The sequence below is a fragment of the Kineosporiaceae bacterium genome (assembly GCA_016713225.1).
Taxonomy (GTDB): Bacteria; Actinomycetota; Actinomycetes; order Actinomycetales; family Kineosporiaceae; genus JADJPO01.
Genome location: JADJPO010000001.1, coordinates 70,738 through 90,683 on the forward strand (window position 1 = coordinate 70,738; position 19,946 = coordinate 90,683).

Here is a 19,946-nt window from a genome sequence, read left to right on the forward strand (position 1 = left end):
TGCCGTCCGCGACGACGTACGACGGATGGTGCGTGGATCAGCCCGCGTGCTGACTGACGGCGGCGAGCAGTTGATCCTTGTTCATGGCCGACCGGCCCGGGATCTCGAGCCGGCGGGCCTCGGCCAGGAGTTCGGCGCGCGTCAGGGACTCCAGACCGGCCGGCTCGGGCTCCGGCTCCGGCTCGGGCTCCGGCTCGGGCTCCGGCTCCGGCTCGGGCTCCGGCTCGGGCTCGGGCTCCGGCTCGGGCTCCGGCTCGGGCTCCGGCTCCGGCTCGGGCTCCGGCTCCGGCTCCGGCTCTGGCTCTACGGCCGCAACGGGTTCGGCCGCCTTGTCCTCGACGGCCGGGGCCTCGACAGCGACAGCCGCGGCGGGAGCGCTCGCAGCGTCCTTGGCCGCCTTCGCGGCCTTCTTGGCCTGCTTGGCAGCCTTCTCGGCGACCTTCTCGGCCTCCTTGGCAGCAGCCTTCGCCGCCTTCTCGGCCTCCTTGGCAGCAGCCTTCGCCACCTTCTCGGCCGCCTTGGCGGCCTTCTCGGCCGCGACCTTGGCCGCCTTGGCCTGCTTCTTCAGCGCGTCCTTGGCCTTCTTGGACAGCTTCTCAGCGGCCTTGCCCTTGTCTTTGCTCTTGTCCTTGCTCTTGGCGCCCTTGCCCTTGGACATGTGATGACTCCTCGACGATCGCTGGGGAACGGTCCGCGAACCCGGTCCGAGTCGGCCCGACGGTGGCTATCGGGGCCGGTGGTGTGGGGCTCGGCACGACTGTGTGGCCGTACCGTACCGGGCCGAACCATCTGTTCGTGGGGGTGTGCCAGAGTCCGGCCATCCCCCGTGGGGTGCACGCCGCCGTGTCACCCTTCGGCACCCCGCCGGCCCGCCCACGCGATCACCCGGTGAGCCGATCGACCCGGCCCGCGGCAGGTCGCGGCACACTGAGGCGATGAGTCGTCCGCCGGCTTCCTCGCCCGAGGTGCAGCGGCGCATGCAGCGGCAGCGCCGCCGCGACACCGCTCCCGAGCTGGCGCTCCGGAGAGCGTTGCACCGCAGGGGTTTGCGCTATCGGGTCGATCGGCCCGTGGTACGCGGCGTCCGACGTCGAGCGGATGTGGTGTTCGGGCCGGCCAAGGTGGCGGTGTTCGTCGACGGCTGCTTCTGGCACTGCTGCCCCGTGCACGCGACGTATCCGGCATCGAACGCGCAGTGGTGGGCCGAGAAGCTCGCCGGCAACGTCGCCCGTGATCGGGCCACCGACCTGGCGCTCACCGCGGCGGGATGGCTCGTCGTCCGGGTCTGGGAACACGAGGACGCCGAGACCGCCGCCCGACACATCACGGACGTCGTCCGAGCCCGCCGCGCCTCGTGATCATGAGCGCAGCGCCTGGTGCAGCTCGTGCATCGCGATGGTGACGGTTCGCTGCCGAACCTGGTCGCGATCACCGGACAGTGACAACGCCCGCAGCCGCCGACCGACAGGGGTGACCACCGCGAGGTGCACGGTGCCGACCGGCTTGTCGGGGGTACCGCCACCAGGGCCGGCGACCCCGGTGATCCCCACCCCGACGTCCGCACCCAGGGCGGTGCGGGCCCCCTCGGCCAGGGCTTCGGCGACCTGAGAGCTGACCGCGCCGTGGGCCGCGAGCAGGTCGGCCGGCACCGCCGCCAGTGCGGTCTTCACGGCATTGCTGTAGGCCACGATCGAGCCGAACAGGTAGTCCGACGATCCAGCGCGCGCCGTGATCCGGGCGGCGAGCAGGCCGCCGGTGCACGACTCGGCGGTGGCCACCGTCCAGCCGCGGTCGAGCAGGCCCTGCGCGACCAACGCGTCGATGGTGGCGCCGTCCGGGCTGAACGCGGTGGCGGCGAAGTCGGCCAGCACGGTGCGGCGCAGCAGCTCGAGCTGGTCGAGCGAGGTGGGGGTCTGCGGCCGGTACCGGGTGACGATCTCGAGCTCGCCGTCGCGCAGGCACGTGGTGACCTCGAGATCGCTGATCTCGGACTCGATCCGGCGCAGCGTGGCGGCCAGGTCGGCCTCGAGACTTCCCCAGAGCCGGATGGTGTCCTCGCACAGCGGGGTGGCTCGGGCCATGATCTCGCGCACGGCAGGGACGGCGAGCGCGGCGGACCACATGCCCTGTAGCTCGTTCGGAGGGCCCGGCAGCACGACGACCGGGGGCCCGGGGTGTCCGTCGGCCGCGGGGACGACCAGCCCGGGGGCGGTGCCGATCGGCTCCAGGACGGCGGCGCCGTCCGGCACCATGGCCTGCTTGCGCACCCCGGCCGCCGTGGCCGCGGGGTCGGACGGAAGGCCGCGACGACGGTGGAGGGCCGCGACGGCGGCGGCGATCCGGTGCTCCAGGGCGGGGTCGAGGTGCATCGGGCGGGCCCGCACCTGGGCGACGAGAGAGGCGGTCAGATCGTCGGCGGTGGGACCGAGCCCTCCGCTGGTGATCACCAGGTCGTGATCGGCGAGCAGGTGGCCCAGCGCGGCGACCAGGTCTGTCGGCCGGTCGCCGACCACCATGATCTGCCCCACGTCGACGCCGAGTACGCGGAGTTGCTCGGCCAGCCACGGGCCGTTGCGATCGGCCACCCGACCGGTGAGCACCTCGGTTCCGGTGATCAGGATCCCGGCTCTGACTGTCGTGCCCTGTGCCATACCCGAACCGTACGCACCGACCCGGTCGGATGGGTCAGCCGAGTGAGCCGGGTCAGCCGGGCAGGACGGGGTTGATCCAGGTGAGCTCGGGGAATCGGGCGAAGTCACTGTCGGCGCTCACCATGGGCACGCCGTGTTCGATGCACAACGCGGCGAGCGCGGCGTCGGAGATCAGGTTGCCTCGCAGGTCGTAGCGCGTGATCAGGTCGCGCAAGATGGCCGCATGCCCGAGACCAGGCTCCGGGATCCAGGTGGCGGGGGCACCGAGCCAATCCTCGACGTGCTCCCACGCCTCGGCACCGGTCAGCGGTGTTGCCAGCGCCCGGGGGTTGCTGACGATGCGGACGAATGCCCAGAGGGACAGCCAGGGGATTCCCACCCGGTGGGGTCCGTTCAGGGCATCGGTGAGCCAGGTGACGGCCCGGTGATGGAAGGGGCTCTGCTCGTCGACCGAGTAGAGCAACACGTTCGCGTCCAGCAGCATCAGCGGGCCGTCGGCCCCTCGAGCAGATCGAGCGCCTCGGCCACATTCGAGACATCGATGCGCAGGCCCAGCGCACGGGTCCGGGGCGTGAAGGGTGCCCGCCGCTGTTCGATCAGCATGCCCCGCCGGATCAAGTCGTTGACCGCTTCGCTGACGCCCTTGCCGCTGCGACGCAGGGCTTGGACAGCGGCTGCCGTGTCGTCGTCCAGCTCAACCGTGGTTCGCATGCACCAAAGCTAGCACTTGAATGCGGATCCTTGCGCACTCGCATGCGCCGGCGCCCGGAGTGGCCCCTGTTGAACGGCGTCAGTCGGTGGTCAATCGGTGACGGTGACCCCGCGCCAGAAGGCGAACCGGCCGGTGATCTGCTCGGCTGCCGGCTTCGGGCTCGGGTAGTACCACGCGGCGTCCGGGTTGAGCTGACCATCGACCTCGAGGGAGTAATAGGACGCCGTGCCCTTCCAGGGGCACACGGTGGTGGTCTGCGACGGACGCAGCACCGCCGGGTCGACCGAGTCGGCCGGGAAGTAGTGGTTGCCCTCGACGACGACCGTCTGGTCGCTGTCGGCAATGACCTGTCCGTTCCAGATGGCACGCATGTGGCTGCCAACGCCGGTTGGAGGGTGATGCTTCCCGCCGTCAGGCAGGTGGCGGCTCGACATCGAGCTCGATCCAGGAGCCGTCAACCCCAGCGGTCACCACAGCTGCGTTGGCGCGGCAGGCGGAGGTGATCGGGTGTTCGCCATATCGATGGGCCGCACGGTCCGCGGTGTGTGCCGCCAGCGATCGCGCGGCGGCGATCGACCCCGTCGCGAGCCGGTCGGACGCCAGCCCATTGGCAGCGGCCACGGTGTAGGGGTGATCGGAGCCGAGGATCGAGGTGAGGTCGTGGAAGGCGGGTTCGTCGAGTTCCTGAGCCTCACGGGAGCGCCCGAGGCCGCGCAGCGTGCCGGCCAGCACCACGGACGAGGCTGCCGTGACCGGATGCCTCCACCCGAAGCGACGACGGTAGGTGTCCTGAACGTCCACAGCGAGGCTCCATGCCTCCCCGAAGCGCGCCTGTGCTCGGAGCGAGTTGACGTGACTGATGCTGGCCGCCAGGGAGCGTTCATGGTCGGCGCCCCACGAGTTCAGGTGGTTCTCGTAGCTGCGCCGGCTGGCCTCGGCCGCTTCGGGCCTGCCCAGGCAGCGCAGTGCCACCGCGACCGTGCGTCCGGCGAGCAGGGGAAGGACGTGGCCAGGGCGCAAGCCCGGATCGAGGTTGCTCCAGGCCTGTGATGCCTGCGCCAGCATTTCGTCGAAACGACCCAGACCGTAGAGATCCCAGGCCAGGTTGAGTTGTGTGGTGTGAAGAAGATGATCATCAACTTCCACCAGGGTGTTGAGGTGGGCAAGAACGTCTCGGTGGTGGTCATACGCGGCGGCATAGTCGCCCAAGAGCCGGCGGCTCACGCCAAGATTTGCTCTCACTCTCACGGACCTGAGGGTGCTGACGTGGGGCGAGCGGATGCTTCGCTCCAAAGTGTCCTGTTCCATAGCCAGGGCCGCTTGGTACTCACCGGCGATACGCAGATCTACCCCGGCGCTCGTTGCGACATCGAGCGTGACTGGATGGTCACGTCCGAACTGGTGATCGCCACGAAGTCGGTCAAGGGTCGATTGGGTGACGTCGCGTGATCGCTCGTACTCCCCCAATGCACGTAGCGCATTGGCCTGATGGCGTGAGAGACCAACGACGGACTCATCGAGGAACGCCGGACCCGATACATCGAGCGGCGTCCATTCATCCATCGCCTCTTGTGCGAGTCGAGCGCTTCCAACATAGTCGCCCGTCAGATAGAGGAAACGCACCTGATGCAGGACCAACTGACGCGCCTCAACAGTTGGCACGCAGACCAAGTCCGTGGTCCTGACATGAGGAGTGATCAGGGCGTGAAGCCCCCACGTGCGCTCGTCGTCCGCATGCCCGGGATCGGCAGCCGTCAGCACGGCACGAGCGTTCTCGCGGCCTCGTGCTTCCTGGGTCGCACCCCACCCCTGTCGGGCGTGATCTCGAACCAGGCGATGCATGGTCACCCATCCCTGATCTTCCTCCAGCCCGACCACCCCGACCCGAACCAATTCCCCGACAGCGCGCTGTAGTTGTCGAGGATCGTTGAGGCATCGGGCCAGGGCTGGGGTGAGACGGCCACTGCGGCCGTTACGGAGCAACGCCAATGCCACAGGTGCGGGGCCCAGGTGTGCCAGCACTTCGAGAAGCATCAAGGCCCCAGGGGAGTTCTCCGCGAGACGGCGGAAGGTGAGGTCCAGCGACGCGGTCAAGCCAGCGTGATCGGCTGAGCGATGATCGCGCAGCAGGTCACGCAAGTGGCCATCGAACAGCGAGATGTATCGCGTCCAGGACATACCGGTCACCGCTTGGACGTCGGCAACCTGAGCCAGCGCCAGTGGCAGGTCTCCCAGCAACTCGGCGATCCGGTCGGCCTCGTCACTCGAGATGTTTCGACTCATCCGGCCGAGGAACTGGACACTCTCGGTCCGTGTGAAGGTGGGCACGGAAAGAGCTTCACCCCATGAGGCAAAGCCCGGGTTCCTGGTGGTGATCAGGACATCGCCGCCGGCAGCGGGCAGCGCATGATCGACGATCACCTCGTCCTCGAGGTTGTCGAAGATCAGCAGCCAGCGCTGCGCCGTCGATTCGAGTCGAGTCACCACCACGCGGACGACGTGGTTGAGGTCTCTCCCGATGCGCAGGCCGAGTCGATCCGCCAGATCCCGGACCGAACGGCGCAACCCCGACTCGTCACCTGCGGGGATCCACCAGATCAGCGCATAGTCACCACGGTGGCGGTGCGCGTACTCGAGGGCGAGATGCGTCTTGCCCACGCCCCCCAAACCATGGATCACGACCGGGTTGGTCGCCGCCGCCGTCAGCAGAGCGCCGAGTTGCCGCAAGGAGGGCTCCCGGCCACAGAAGCGTGCATTGCGGCCGGGGAGATTGTGGATGAGCGATTCGGCAGGCAGCGACTCCTTGTCCGCGGCCTCAGCGACCTGAATCGGTGCGGACCCGGAAGTAGTCCGACCTGCCCCGGTATCTCGAGCAGCGGATGGCGCACCCCCAACCGTTGGCTGGCCCTCATCGAAGGCCCGCAGCCACAGGTGGTGAAATTCCCTCACCGTGGTGTCCGCCGTCTGTGTACCGCCCACGCTCCAGTCGGCGAGCTGCCGGACGACGCACTCGAACTTCTGCCATTTGACCAATCCACCGCCACGCAGCAGCATGGCGATCACCTCGTGGCTCACCGTATCCGGCAGGTCGTTGCGCTTGCGTATCTCAATGCTGACGGAGCGTGTCGACGGCATTCCCGCCCCGCGCCACAGGTGATGCAGGGCCGTCACCATGTCCCGCAACGCCCCCGGGGGCAAGACCTCTTCCGAGGGCATGGCAATCCGCACGGCGCATCCTTCGATCGCTGTCAAGGACTGTCAACTCATGACAAGACCACAGCATGGCAGGTGTCGAGATCCGTCAAGCACGGTCAGGTTGTGAGCTTTACCGACAACTCCTGACGTGCACACGTCTCGGACTTCCAGACTCGAAATACAGGAGGTTTTCGGGGCAGAGGAGGAATCATGAATCCCCTGATCATGATCTTGGTCATGGTTCTCGGCGCGACGTTCTGGCGACAGCTGGTCAATCTGGTGGCCGCTGCAGCCATTCTTTTGATGATCTTCGGCCTGGTGTTCGTGGTCCAGATCCTGGATTCTGTTCGGTAACGTCGCACGGATCAGAGCGAGGTCGACAGGTGACACGACAATCTTTCGCCACGCGACGATCACTGGCCGACGACTTGACCCGTCTCGGGCTCGCGCCGGGTCAAGTCGTCCTCGTGCACTCCTCGATGCGTCGGCTCGGCTGGGTGTGCGGCGGGGCCGTCACGGTGGTCGATGCGCTCCTCGACGCGATCGGTCCCGCGGGCACGATCGCCGTGCCCACCCACACCGCGGACAACCGCGATCCCTCGCGATGGACCGACCATCCGGTTCCGAGGCAGTGGTGGTCCACCGTTCGCGAGGAGTTCCCGGGATTCGACCCGCGCATCACGCCGAGCCATGGCATGGGTGCTCTCGCTGAACAGGTGCGCACCTGGCCCGGCGCCCGACGCAGCGACCATCCCCAGACCTCTTTCGCCGCACTGGGACCCATGGCCGAGGTCATCACCTCGGGGCACGCGCTCGACTGCCACCTGGGGGATGACTCACCACTGGCACGGTTGCGCGACCTGGGTGCCGACGTCCTACTCCTGGGCGTCGGCTGGGAGGTCTGTACCGCATTCCATCTGGCCGAGTATTCCGCGGAGTTGTGGCAACCCGCCGAATATGGCTGCGCCATTGGACACGGCCGCGACCGCCGGTGGATGACGTATTCCGACGCCAGCCTTGACGACCGCGACTTCGGCGTGCTTGGTCACGCCTTCGATTCGGCCGGGACCACCGTGCGTCATGGAGTGGCCGGTCAGGCGACCGCTCTCCGGTTCCCACTGCGGGAGGCCGTGAAGTTCGCCCTTACCTGGATGACCCACAACCGAGTTCACCGATGACATCGGGTTTCAACACCGGAACCCTCCGCCTGCTGACCCAGGCTCCGCAGCAGCACTCAGGCATTGTCAGAGTTCTTGCTCGCTCCTTCGAGGGCTCAATGTCCTCTGAGAGTGTGATTCTCAACGTGTTGGGGAAGGTTGCCTCACGCTCTATCGTAGGTGGTGACGGTGGGCTGGGAGGGTCAATGTCGCGTGGGCCGGTTTCCCGAGACGCGAATCCACACGTGTTCAGTGAGGCGGAGCCCAGTGGGGACCCTTCGCCCTGCCCCGATCTGACGCAGGTTTCTCTGTCGACACTGCGTTCCCTACACTCGGGCACGCTGGCGCGGTGCGCGGCGAAGGTGGTGGACGAGTCGGATGATCACGAGGCGCTCATCTCGTTGTTCACTTCGGCGATCTGAGAATCTGATTGTGAGGGCCGATGCTGCCGGAGGACCGTGTGGTCGCTGTCCTCGATGGGCACCCCCAGCCGTCTCGGACGGCGCCGCCGCCGCTGGACTTGCGGCTTGTATCGCTCAGGGCACTTCGCAGTCTCCCGGCCGGCCAGCTCAGCGAGTGTGTGGCCAAGGTGTTGCACGAGACCGCCGCGAGTGAAGCGCCGGCATCCCTTTTCTCCTCTGCCATCTGAGGGCGGCCATGCAGGAGTGGCCCCTCACTGGTCTGAACCTGCAGCGGGTGCGCGGGTCCGGTTGGCGCGCAACGCCGATGAACCAGTTCGTTCTCAAGCTGGTCGGCCCCTGCAACCTCGCGTGTGACTACTGCTACGTGTACACCGGCGCCGACCTGAGTTGGCGTGAGCGACCGGTCACGATGTCGCGAGCGGTGCTCGAGGCGACGGCCCGCCGCATCGCCGAACATGCCCGGGAGCATGCGCTGAATGGGGTCTCCATCGTTCTTCACGGGGGGGAGCCCCTGATGGCGGGAGCCGCACTGCTGGCCGAGGCTGCGGTGATCATGCGTGAATCGGTGCCGACCAGCGTGACCGTCTCGATCTCCGTCCAGACCAATGGGGTCCTGCTCGACAACCGGATCCTCGACGTCTGCCGAGATCACAGCCTGCGGATCGGCATCAGCCTCGACGGCGACCAGGCGCATCACGATGCCCATCGCCGCTACCAGGACGGGCGGGGAAGCTACGAGCTGACCGTTGCCGGGCTGCGCCGGCTGCTGGCCCCGGCGTATCGCGACCTGTTCTCCGGTCTGCTCTGCACCATCAACCTGTCGAACGACCCGCTCGCGGTGTACGACTCACTGCTGCGATTCGACCCGCCCGTGATCGACTTTCTGCTGCCGCACGGTACCTGGTCATCACCGCCTCCCGGTCGGCAGGCCGATACGAAGACCCCTTATGCCGATTGGCTCATCACCATTTTCAACCGTTGGGCGGCCGCCCCCACCAGTGAGGTCGAGGTGCGCCTCTTCACCGAGATCATCAGAGTGATCCTGACCGGCACGAGCCGTTCGGACCAGGTCGGGCTGACGCCGGCCGCCTACCTGGTCATCGACACCGACGGCAGCATGCAACAGGTCGACATCTTGAAGGTGGCCTACCCCGGTGCTGCCGAGACCGGACTCACCGTCCTGGAGCACCCGATCGAAGCCGTCTTCGATCACCCCGCGATCGTGGCTCGTCAACTCGGCATCGACGGTCTGTCCGCCACCTGCCGAGCCTGCCGATTGGCGAGTACCTGCGGCGGGGGTCACTACACGCATCGCTACCGCCCGGGCACCGGGTTCCTCAACCCGTCGGTCTACTGCGCCGACCTCGAGGCCCTGTTCGATCACGTCGCGGCATCATTGACTTGACCGGGAGCATCAGGTGATCAGCTATCACGCCATCCGTGAACCGTGGATATCCCAGGTGCTGTCCGGAACGTCCGGCCCGCAGGCACTGGCAGAGCTGAGATCTGCGCAGTTCAGCCGTCACCTGGTGCTACTCCGAGGGCTCCTGGACGAGGTCGAGAAGTCGGCACCTGGTGATGGTGAACGCGGCCGACTGGAGCACAACTACGCAGCCCTGGCCGACCTCGACGCCCACCACCGCCAGCTCGTGGTGGACGCCGTGGGCTACCCCTACGTCGGCGCATGGGCCATGACCTGTCTGATGCTCCTGAACCAGCCCGGCACCGAAGCCCATCCGCTGTGGCCAGATCTGGCCCACCTCGGTTCCATCGCGGTCTCGGTGGCGCTGGCTGCCGGCGTCCCACTCGAGGTGACCGTGCCGATCCGCAACGGCCAGGTCATGATCCCCCGAACCGGAACCGTTCGCCTGGACGACCGGCCCGAGGCACGGCTCGCCACGGCTCGGGTAGCCGGCGATGGCGGCCTCACCGTGGCCGGCGATGACGCGTGCGTCCGGGTTCGACCGGCGGACGGCGCCACTGACGACTGGCGCCCTCTCCACCGTCTCCGGGCGTGCCACGATGGGCTCGACCTCGATGTCCTGCTGGACGACGCCGACCCCTACCGAAGCTGCCACGAGGTGGCCGTCGCCGAACCGCTCAGCGGCGCGGACGTCGCCCACTGGCAGGCCATGACAGCCTCCACCTGGCACCTACTCGTCGCGCGTCATCGGATGCGCGCCGAGGCGCTGGCGTACGGGTTGCGTGCCATCACCCCGTTGCTCAGCGGTCGCCACGACCTGGCCGCGAGCACCACCACGCGGTCCGCGTCCTGGGCCATCGCGCTCACCCCGCCGAATCGCGCGGATCGCTACGCCTGTGGGCTGATCCATGAATTCGAGCACTCCACCCTCAACGAACTTCAAGAGCTGGTGCCGCTGATCCGTCATGGTCAGGGCGAACGGTTCTATTCGCCCTGGCGCAACGACCCCCGCCCGGGGGTGGGGCTGCTCCACGGTGTCCACGCCTGGATCTCGGTCACCGAGTTCTGGCGCCGCGAGCTCACTCGGGATCCGGACAATCGGGGGCTGGCCTTCGACTGGGCGCGCAGCCGAGCACAGCTGCGTGTCGGAAGGGCATCCTTGGCGGCCACCGGGCTGTTGACCGATGCTGGTGAGGGACTTCTGACCGCGGCGCACTCGGTGGCCTCGGCCGACGTGGATCCGAACACGCCCGGACGGACGCTCGAATGCGCTGAGGACCTCGTGCTCGATCATGCGCTGCGGTGGCGTCTGACCAATGTCAGGGTCCCCTCGGAGATGGTCGCCTGCCTGGAGGAGGACTGGAGAGCAGGTCGATACCCGCGTGACGTGCCCACGATGTCGAGCTATCTACCTACACCCGAGATCGTCGGTGACGATCCGCGGCTTCAGTTGGCAGAGACCGTTATCACCCAGTCATCGGATGAAACCCAGGTTGACCCGGGTGACCCTCAGTGGCCGCTGATCAATGGTGACTACTCCCTTGCCGAGTCTGGCTTCCAGCAGCAGATCCTCTGCGGACAGGACGACATTCCATCGTGGACCGGGCTGGCTGTGGCGAGGATTCGCCGGCGAGCTCCCGGGCAGCGGATTCTCCACCGAGCACCCGAACTTGTTCGCGCGCTGTGGTCGGTTGTGCGGGAACAGCACGCGAATCGGCCGTCACCAACAGAGCTGGCCACATGGTTCGATCACGGGAGGTTGACATGAGAAGCGTTGCGGCAGAACTGCAGCCAACGATAAAGCCCGTCCTCTTGCGCAAGCCGTTCTCTCATCGATGATCACAGGGGTATGGTGACGCAGGTGGTAGGCACGGTTGTCGCTCACGAGGCAATCCCGTGCGCGCGCGCCCGGTACTGGACGCGACAGAACCGGTCGGTCCAAGCTCACAAATCGAACGCTTGTCGTCGGCGTGACCGAGAGTCATGCTGTGCTGAGGGCATTTTGCCCCTTTCGATGATCATCGGGGGGCCTCGTGGGACATGAACGCGGCGACGAGCCACGCCGCCTGGTCGTGCCGTCACGACTGGGGGTGGGCGAGCGACGGCAACTTCAGGACGCCGTCCGGCGGGTGGAGGCCCTGCGCCATCCCACGCTTCGTGATGTCTTGGTGACCGAGTTGGTCCACGAGTTCGGCGGAGCATTCGTGCCCCCCGACGGGCAGTCCGCTGACCCTGCATGGGACATCCTGTCCGCCTGCATCGAGGGCGGAGACCCTCACATACTGATCGATGTCTTGCGCCTCGTCGCGCCTCCCGCACGGGATATCGAGGATCTCGGTGCGCTCTTGGACGAGATCCTCCCCAGAGGACTGCTCACCGTGACCGAGCGACGGCAGGCCACCGATGCCCTCGATGAGCTGTCCGAGGCTGCTTTGAGCGACATTCTCGAGAGCAGAGAACTCGCCGACGCCCTCAGAGAGGTCATCGCCGCGACCGCCCCGGACCGACGACCTTCAGCACAGGAGGTCTTGGCCGTTCTCGAATCTCGCGCCGGGCACCACCCCGGGGCGGATTTTGCACTCATCACCTTCCTGGAAATGGCTGCCCACCGCCTCGGGGATGCCCAGAATCTGCTGCTCCACGATGTCTCCTTCCCCTTCGCCCGGCGCTTGGGCTTGCTCGACGAGGCCCGTTTGCTGTGCCGGGACATCATTGGCGAATCACCACCATCGGGACTGGATTCGTCGTCACCGGCAGCTGGTCACACCCTGGAATCCGACGATGAGACGGACTCCGACCCAACCGCGGAACCGAGAACCGAGGAATCGATGGGATCTGATGTGGGAATGGCCGGTACCCGGACAACACCGGCCCGAGGAGCGTCCGTCCCCCAGGTGATGGGAGGCGTCCCCCATCAGAACCCCTTCTTCGTCGGCCGTGACGATCAACTCGCCGCCTTGGCACTGACGCTGGAACAACGTGGTCAAGCCACGGTGACAGCGGTCCACGGCCTCGGGGGAATCGGGAAGAGCCAGCTCGCCGCAGAGTACGCCCATCGCTATCAGTCGAATTACGAGATGATCTGGTGGATCCCCTCGGATGACACCCGCTCGGTCCGACGTTCGTTCGTCTCCCTGGCCCGCCGACTGGGCATGCCGGAGACCGCCGACGTTCAGTTGACTGTTGACACGCTGCTGGACCGGTTGCGCCAGGGGAAGCCCCATACCAAATGGCTGCTGATCTTCGACGCAGCTCAACGGCCCGCTGATCTGCAGGCGTACATTCCGAGCGGGCCCGGGCACGTCCTGGTCACGTCCCGCGATCGCACCTGGAGTGGCGCCTCAAATGCCCTGGAGCTCGATGTCTTCGACCGCCAGGAGAGCATCGACTTCCTCGCGAACCGGTGGAAGGACCTGTCCGAATCCGATGCTCTGAAACTTGCCGACAGCCTGGGCCATTGGCCGCTGGCGCTCGAACAAGCCGCTGCGGTCCACGCCGAAACCGGAATGCCGCTGGCCGAGTACCTCCACCTCCTCGAGACCAAGCCTGCTCAATTGATGGACGAGGGGGAGGGACCGTACTACCCGACCTCGGTGGCCAAGACGCTTCATCTCGCCTTCGAGAAGCTGACCGAGCGATCAGAGGCTGCGGCCCAACTGCTCGAGGTCTGTTGCTTCATGAGCTCCAACCCGATCTCGGTACCCATGCTCGCCCGCGGGCGAGGTGCGGCCTCCCTGCCCGCCTCGCTGGCCGAGACGCTGCGCGACGAGATGAAGATGCGTGGCGCTATTCGGGATATCGGTCGCTATGCCTTGGCCAAGGTGGACCCGAGCCGCGACTACATCACCATCCACATGCTCATCACGGCGGTCCTGCGGGCCAACGTTCCAGCCCAGCGCAAGGCCTCGGTAGAGCAGTGCGCCCACGAAATGCTCGCCTTGGCCAACCCCGGAGAGCCGGACAACCGGCGAAACTGGTCCCAGTTCGCTCAGCTCGCCCCACACGTGCGCCCCTCAGGTGTGCTTCACTCCGACGACCCCCACGTCCGACGGATCGTGCTGGACTTGGCTCGCTACTACTACGCCACCGGCGACTATGAAGCCAGCGCGGCTGTTGCGTTGGAGGCGGTGGAGAACTGGCAGGCGCGTCTTGGGCCAGACGACCGGATGACCCTCGCCGCGTGCTTCCATGCGGGCAATGCTCAACGCGAACTGGGGGAGTACCTCGCTGCCCGGCAGATCAACAGTGATACCTGGCAACGTCTGCAATCCTCCAGCTCTGCAGACGACGAGCTGATGTTGCGGGTGGCGAACAGCAGCGGCGCAGACCACCGGCTGGCTGGAGATTTCCGTAGGGCCTTGGACATCGACGAGCAGAACTTGGCCCAGTGCCTGCGGACGTTGGGCGAGGACGACCCACTCACTCTGCGAGCGGCCAGCAACCTGGCCGTCGACTGCCGGCTCCTCGGAGACTTCTCACGCGCACTCATGCTGGATGAGGACACGCTGGCGAGACGCCAGGTCGTCCTTGGACCATTGCATTTCGAGGTGCTCGCCTCCGCGGTCAACCTCGTCCGCGATCACGCCTACCTCGGCCACTACGAACAGGGGTTGGCTGACGCCCGAGCGGCCGTCGACCGCTTCCAGCAGGCTCTGCCCGAGCATCCTCAGATGTGGTTCATGCGACGCAATCTCGCCTCACTGTTGCGACTCAACGGTAGTTATCACGACTCCGTTGTCGTCGCGACGACGGTTTACGACCGCCTCAGTCGACGGTTCGGCCCGCGCAACGAGAACACGATGGCCGCCGCGCTCACCCTGTTCAACTCGTTGCGCGCCATCGGGCGACTCGATGATGCGCAGAACTTGGGCGAGGAGACGCTCGATGCCTATACGGCCCACCTCGGGGCCGAACATCCGTTCACCCTGGCCTGTGCCAGCAACCTTGCTGTCCTCTATCGCGCGTTGAATCGCATCGACGAGGCCTACGAACGGGACCGGGTGACCCAGGATGCCCTCCATCGACGACTCGGTTCGGACCATCCGTACTCACTCGTGAGTGACAGCAACATGAGCAACAATTTGGCCCTCCGGGAAGAGGTTGACCAAGCGCTCGCGTTGTCCGAGGCCACCTATGCGGCAGCGTTCCGGATCCGCGGCGAGGACCACCCCTTCACCTTGGCGTGTGGCGCCAACCTGGCACTCGACCTGGAGGCCATGGGCCGACACGACGAGGCCGGTGACATCCGTGCCACCATCCACCAGGGTCTCTTGGAACGCCTGGGGCCAGAACACCCAGAGACGGTGAACTTCGAACGCCGACGTCGGTCCGAGAGCTCGATCGAGGTGCCTCGAATCTGACCATGACGCGGGCTCGGAGCAGTGCGCCCTGTGCGTTCGGCGTGAGTCCTGCGCCCAGGAGACAGACGTGATCGACCCCTGCCCGCCACGGGAGAGACGCACTCCGCCACACGATGTGCCGTGGCAGGTGTTCCTGGGTCACACCAGTGAACTTGCTGACGTCCCGGATGGCGTGTCATGTGTCGAGAGAGTCAAGCAGGCGGTCGTCCGGGCAGGTCATGTCGCCGTCGATATGGGGTTGTGGTCGGCGATGGACATGCCGCCCGAGGACGCCTGCCGCGAGAAGCTCCAAGGCTGCGATGTCTACGTGGTCCTGCTCGGACTGCGGTACGGCAGTCGCCCGCCAGGATCACCAGACCGGTCCTACACAGAGCTCGAGTTCGATGTGGCCGGGGAGATGGGTATTCCTCGGCTGGCGATCTCCATCTCCGAGGTTCTCGCCGAAACGGCTCACCTCGCGTGGGACGACGACCGGGGTTCCCAGTCGGCATTCCGTTCCCGTGTCGGCCGTGAGCTCACCTGTGCGCGCATCGAGGAGTGGCACGAGGTCGAACTGGCGGCCTACCAGGCCCTCGTGAACTTGAAGGAGAGGATCCACGGGCCCTCGGCCAGTCCACCGGTGTTCTCGCGGCCACCACTCATCGGACCCTTGGTGGATCGGACGGAGTTGCAGGACCACGTGGTGCGCAGCCTGCGCGAGGCCGTCGCGGCCCCGCCGGTCACCTCCCTCGACAGCTCGGCACGGGCCGCCGTGGGCATCACCACCGCGCTGTTCGGCCCCGGCGGGCTCGGCAAGACCACGCTCGCGCTCCTGGTGGCTCATGACCCCGAGGTCTGCGGGTTGTTTCCCGATGGGATCGTCTGGGTCACCTTGGGCAAGGCCGAGGGTGCCGAACTGGTGGGCAAGGTCAACGAGCTGTCCGGGATCCTGACCGGCGGTGACCCGCCCTCGATGACGGACCCGATCTCGGCCGGCAGCGAGCTTGCGCGACGGTTTGCCGCTCGGCGCATGCTCCTGGTCCTCGACGACGTGTGGATGAAGACCCAACTGGCGCCCTTCCTGAACGAGGCGCCGAACGTCATCCGGTTGATCACCACCCGCCGGCCAAGCGTCCTGCCCGAGCGGGCCGCCGAGATCGAGGTGGGCGCGATGAGCGAGGCGGAGGCCGGCGCCCTGCTGACGCGGGACCTGCCTCCACTCGCCCGGAGTGCGGTGGCCGGTGTCCTGGATGTCACCGGCCGCTGGCCGCTGCTCCTGGCCCAAGTGCGCGCAGCGGTACGTGCCGATATTCGCCGTGGTCAAGACCCGACACGGACCCTGAACGACCTGTGTGAACGGCTGTCCCAGGAGGGGCCGGCGATCCTGGACCTCGCCGATGTGGGGCAGCAGCAGCGTGCCCTGACGGTGACGTACAACGCCAGCTTGAAGCAGCTGACCCGCGCGGAGCGTGAGCGGTTCCTGGAGTTGGCGATCTTCGGTGAGGACACCCGGATCCCGTTGTCGGTGTTGGAGCGGTTCTGGGGCCGCAAGAGCCGGTTCACGCCGCAACGGATCAAGGATCTGTGCGGCAAGCTCGATGATCTGGCCCTGGCGGTCTTGGAGTTGGGCGAGGTGCCCCGGTTGCGGCTGCACGACGTGACGCGGGCGTGGCTGCGCCAGGAGCACAAGGACCGGTTGGTGACCTGGCATCGGGCGTTCCTCGATGCTCACCGGAGACTGGTGCCGGCCGATGCCGACGGTGGTAGTGCCTGGTGGCGGCTGCCGGCCACCGAACGCTATCTCTGGGCGGCTCTGCCGAATCATCTGCGTGACGCCGAGCGGTCGCAGGAGCTGACCCGGACCGTCACCGATCTCGACTGGGTGCTGGGCGTTCTGCAGTACCGGGGGCCTGCCGTGTTGGAGTCCCAGTTGGCGATGTCCCCGGTTGGCGAAGCCGCCGCTTTGCTGCGGGTGATCCGACAGAACGCCCATGGGGGCCTGTTGGCTCCCCTCGATCCCGAGGGTTCGTTGCGGGTGGTGCTGGCCTCGCGTGTACCGGTGACGGCATCCCTGATGGATCTGCGCCGACGACTGATGAAAGGCATGCCGGCAACCCATCTGTGGCCCACGGGGGCTCGCGCAGACGATCTCGCGCATCCGGCGTTGGTGCGGGTGTTGGCCGGCGCCACCGAGGAGGTCTCGGCGTTGGCGGTCGCGCCCAGCGACGGATGGCTGGCCTCCGCCGACCGCGACGGCGCACTCCAGCTGTGGGACCCGACCTCCGGCAGCACACTGGGCCACCTGCAGGGAGAGTGCCGCGGGGTCTCACTTCTGGCTGCTCACCCGGACGGTGCGTGGTTGGCGGTGGCCGGTCAGAACGGACGCGCCGAACTCTGGACCGCGCCGGCCACCCGCGCGGCCGGCGTGACCTCCCTGACCGGTCACACCCGACCGTTGAGCGCCTTCGCCGTTCCGGGCACGGGTGCTTGGTTGGCCGGGGCAGGGCTGGACGGCGCCATCATGGTCTGGCACCCCGATACGGACGAGCCACCCCTGACCCTGATCGGCCACCGCGGACCCGTGACCGCCCTGGCCGCCGAACCCCAGGGGGACTGGCTGGTCAGTGCCGGCATCGACCGCACGGTGCGGCTGTGGCGTACCCGCGGCGAGCAGCCACCTCAGACCCTCGCGATCACCACTCGCCCCGCACGCGCCCTGGCCGTCGACCCCGCAGGGGCCTGGATCGCCGCGCCGGCCGGTGATGACGTGGTCGGGATCTGGGACGGCTCGGGACGCCGCCTGCGGGACCTGCCCGGCCACGACAGCCCGCCGGTGGCCGTCACCGTCTCGACCGGCGCCTGGTTGGCCGTGGCGTGCGCCTCGGGCCGGATCACCATCTGGGACACCACATCCTGGACGATCAGGCACACCCTCGCCCTTCCCGGCCGCGACCCCAAGACCCCCCTGGTCAGCGTCACCCTCGTCGCGGGGGACAGGTGGCTGGCCGTGGCCGACCAGTCCGAGATCCGAGTATGGAACGTCGTCTCGGGACGCCTCGACCATACGTTCGACGGTCATACGAGTTGGGTGACCGACCTCCTCGTCCTGGACGCCGGCCGCCACCTGGCCAGCTCCTCGGACGACCACACCATCAGACTCTGGGACCCCTTGTCGCCACCCACCCACTACCCGTCCCGCGATGAGGATGGCCAGTCCACCACGGCCCCACGACGTCCGGCGGCGACCAGGAACGTCCCGGTCACCGCCATGGCCACCGACCTCCAGAGCACCTGGGTCGCCACCGGCGACACGGCCGGTGTCATCGCCGTCCGCGGCCTGGTCAGCGGCACCGTCCGTCACGCGCTGCGCGCCCATGCCGGCGACATCGTGGCCATGGCACCCTCACCCGACGGACGATGGATCGCCACCGCCGGCGCCGACGGCCAGACCCGGATCGTGCCCTTGGTCGAGGGTGCCCTGTCCAGCAACATCCCGCTTCAGGCCCAGCACTTGACCGTCACCCCGGACGGCAACTGGCTCATCGTGGCCGACACCGACGGCGTCACCCACGTCGTCAACCCCACCACCGGACGGGATCGGGACACCTTCGCCGGCAATCACTCACGCATCACCGCGCTGCGCTGCACACCAGGTCCGCAGATACTCACCGGCGACGCCGAGGGCACGCTGCAGGTCAGCGATCTGTTCCGGAAGTCTCGAACCGTCGGGTGCGCCGTGGGATCCATCGCCGGGATTGCCGTGTCGGTGCCGATGAATTCCCTGGTCGTGGTGGGGCCCCACGGATGGGCGAGCCATCCGTTGAACGAGTCCGAGAACCCTGCCCCACCTGCTGCGCGCGGCCACCACTCTGGCGTGGTGGCCGCGGCCCTCGACGAGTCGCGGGGACTGTTGGCCACGGCGGAGCATGACGGTGTGGTGCGGTTGTGGGACATCGCAACGGGTGACCTGCTGCGAGAGTTGATCGGCCATGACAGGCCCGCTCGTGCCGTCGCCTACGGCCCCGGCGATGCCTGGCTCGCCTCGGCGGGCGAGGACGGCACCGTCCGGATCTGGGACCCCGGCACCGGGAACGCCCTGGCCGCGATCCGCGTGGATGCCCGACTGCAGTGGCTCGCCGTGTGCGGGGACCGCATCGTCGCGGCAGGCGACCGAGGCCCCTACGTCTTCACCCTGCACCAGCCGCCGCGGGTCGAGATCGACCTTCGGACCACGATCTCCCTCACGGCCGACACCCCGGCCAGGCGCCCTTGAACACGAGTGTTGCCATGCCATCACACGGCTTCGGGCACAACCAGCTCGGTCATGGCCTCGATGATCACCTCGGCACCCGCGGCGGCCAGTCGGTCCCGCTTGCCGGGCTTGTTCGCCAGGCCGATCACGGGTACCCGGCACGCGAGAGCGACCTCGACGTCCGTCACCGAGTCACCGATCAGGACGGCGCGGGCCGGCTCGACCCTGACGCGCGCCAACGCCGCCTCGACCAGGCCTGGATGCGGCTTCATCAGATCCGGCCGGTGCCGCGGGCGTCCGAGAACCGCCGTCACGTGACCGACCAGATCGTGTCGGGCCAGGTAGGCACGCACGCAGGCGGCACTGTTGTTGCTGACGATCACCACCGGACGACGCGCCGTCCGGCATGCCACCAGGAAGGCCCGGGCACCGGCGGTGGGGCGCGACATACAACTGGCGTGCAGTTCGGCGATGGTCAGCGCGTCGTCCACCGCACCGGTCAGGTCGGGACGACGCTGCGCCACCAACCGGAGCACGGTCAGGGGGTCCTGGGTGTCAGCGAGATCGTCGAGGAACCGCATCCCGGCCGCGTGGATCACCCGTCGCACGTCGTCCGCGACCCGGCCGGACGGGTACCCCGCGAACACCTCGCCGACCGGACCGTCGAAGTCGAGCAGCACGGCGGACGCCGCCGCCACCAGCAGCCGAGCTGTGTCGTCCCCGCTCATCGGCGTCGACTCGGCCGGCACGGGTCGATCGTGAACGGCATCGGGCCTCCTGAGCCATCGGGCGCAC

13 protein-coding genes are annotated in these 19,946 nt (G+C 67.5%); 6 read left to right on the plus strand and 7 right to left on the minus strand.

Features of this window, described 5'->3' with window-relative positions:
- Positions 1–37: 37 nt before the first annotated feature.
- Positions 38–658: a hypothetical protein gene (locus tag IPK24_00320; protein MBK8074018.1), complete on the minus strand. Its 621-nt coding sequence runs from the start codon at positions 656–658 to the stop codon at positions 38–40.
- Positions 659–935: 277 nt separating this feature from the next.
- Between IPK24_00320 and vsr the strand changes: the two genes are divergently transcribed.
- A complete protein-coding gene (vsr, locus tag IPK24_00325) occupies positions 936–1,358 on the plus strand; it encodes a DNA mismatch endonuclease Vsr (protein MBK8074019.1) in 423 nt (140 codons plus the stop codon).
- Here vsr and IPK24_00330 read toward each other — a convergent pair whose 3' ends face one another.
- The 5 genes from IPK24_00330 to IPK24_00350 form a co-directional block, all read right to left on the minus strand.
- Positions 1,359–2,651, minus strand: a complete 1,293-nt coding sequence (locus tag IPK24_00330) for a competence/damage-inducible protein A (protein ID MBK8074020.1) — start codon at positions 2,649–2,651, stop codon at positions 1,359–1,361.
- Between the two features lie 52 nt (positions 2,652–2,703).
- Positions 2,704–3,135 carry a PIN domain-containing protein gene (locus tag IPK24_00335; protein MBK8074021.1) on the minus strand — a complete coding sequence of 144 codons (432 nt, stop codon included), beginning with the start codon at positions 3,133–3,135 and terminating at the stop codon, positions 2,704–2,706.
- Positions 3,135–3,362 carry a CopG family transcriptional regulator gene (locus IPK24_00340; GenBank protein MBK8074022.1) on the minus strand — a complete coding sequence of 76 codons (228 nt, stop codon included), beginning with the start codon at positions 3,360–3,362 and terminating at the stop codon, positions 3,135–3,137. Before IPK24_00340 ends, IPK24_00335 begins: the two co-directional genes overlap by 1 nt.
- A gap of 90 nt (positions 3,363–3,452) precedes the next feature.
- Positions 3,453–3,734 carry a DUF427 domain-containing protein gene (locus IPK24_00345; protein ID MBK8074023.1) on the minus strand — a complete coding sequence of 94 codons (282 nt, stop codon included), beginning with the start codon at positions 3,732–3,734 and terminating at the stop codon, positions 3,453–3,455.
- Between the two features lie 40 nt (positions 3,735–3,774).
- The gene (locus IPK24_00350; GenBank protein MBK8074024.1) at positions 3,775–6,591 is read right to left on the minus strand and encodes a hypothetical protein; all 2,817 of its coding nucleotides are present in this window, start codon (positions 6,589–6,591) and stop codon (positions 3,775–3,777) included.
- Between the two features lie 53 nt (positions 6,592–6,644).
- On the opposite strand from IPK24_00350, the gene IPK24_00355 reads away from it, so the two are divergent.
- The 5 genes from IPK24_00355 to IPK24_00375 all read left to right on the plus strand — a co-directional run bounded on the left by IPK24_00355 (position 6,645) and on the right by IPK24_00375 (position 19,172).
- Positions 6,645–7,736, plus strand: coding sequence for an AAC(3) family N-acetyltransferase (locus tag IPK24_00355; GenBank protein ID MBK8074025.1), 1,092 nt, complete (start codon positions 6,645–6,647; stop codon positions 7,734–7,736).
- A gap of 636 nt (positions 7,737–8,372) precedes the next feature.
- Positions 8,373–9,542 carry an FxsB family radical SAM/SPASM domain protein gene (locus IPK24_00360; GenBank protein MBK8074026.1) on the plus strand — a complete coding sequence of 390 codons (1,170 nt, stop codon included), beginning with the start codon at positions 8,373–8,375 and terminating at the stop codon, positions 9,540–9,542.
- A 13-nt stretch (positions 9,543–9,555) separates the two neighbouring features.
- On the plus strand, positions 9,556–11,328 hold the full coding sequence (locus IPK24_00365; protein ID MBK8074027.1) for a hypothetical protein: 1,773 nt from the start codon (positions 9,556–9,558) through the stop codon (positions 11,326–11,328).
- Between the two features lie 322 nt (positions 11,329–11,650).
- Positions 11,651–14,920 carry a tetratricopeptide repeat protein gene (locus IPK24_00370; protein MBK8074028.1) on the plus strand — a complete coding sequence of 1,090 codons (3,270 nt, stop codon included), beginning with the start codon at positions 11,651–11,653 and terminating at the stop codon, positions 14,918–14,920.
- Between the two features lie 172 nt (positions 14,921–15,092).
- Positions 15,093–19,172 carry a DUF4062 domain-containing protein gene (locus IPK24_00375; protein MBK8074029.1) on the plus strand — a complete coding sequence of 1,360 codons (4,080 nt, stop codon included), beginning with the start codon at positions 15,093–15,095 and terminating at the stop codon, positions 19,170–19,172.
- A gap of 20 nt (positions 19,173–19,192) precedes the next feature.
- Here the strand turns inward: IPK24_00375 and IPK24_00380 are convergent, their stop codons facing one another.
- Complete coding sequence (locus IPK24_00380) at positions 19,193–19,900, minus strand: HAD family hydrolase (protein MBK8074030.1); 708 nt, start codon at positions 19,898–19,900, stop codon at positions 19,193–19,195.
- Positions 19,901–19,946: the final 46 nt, after the last annotated feature.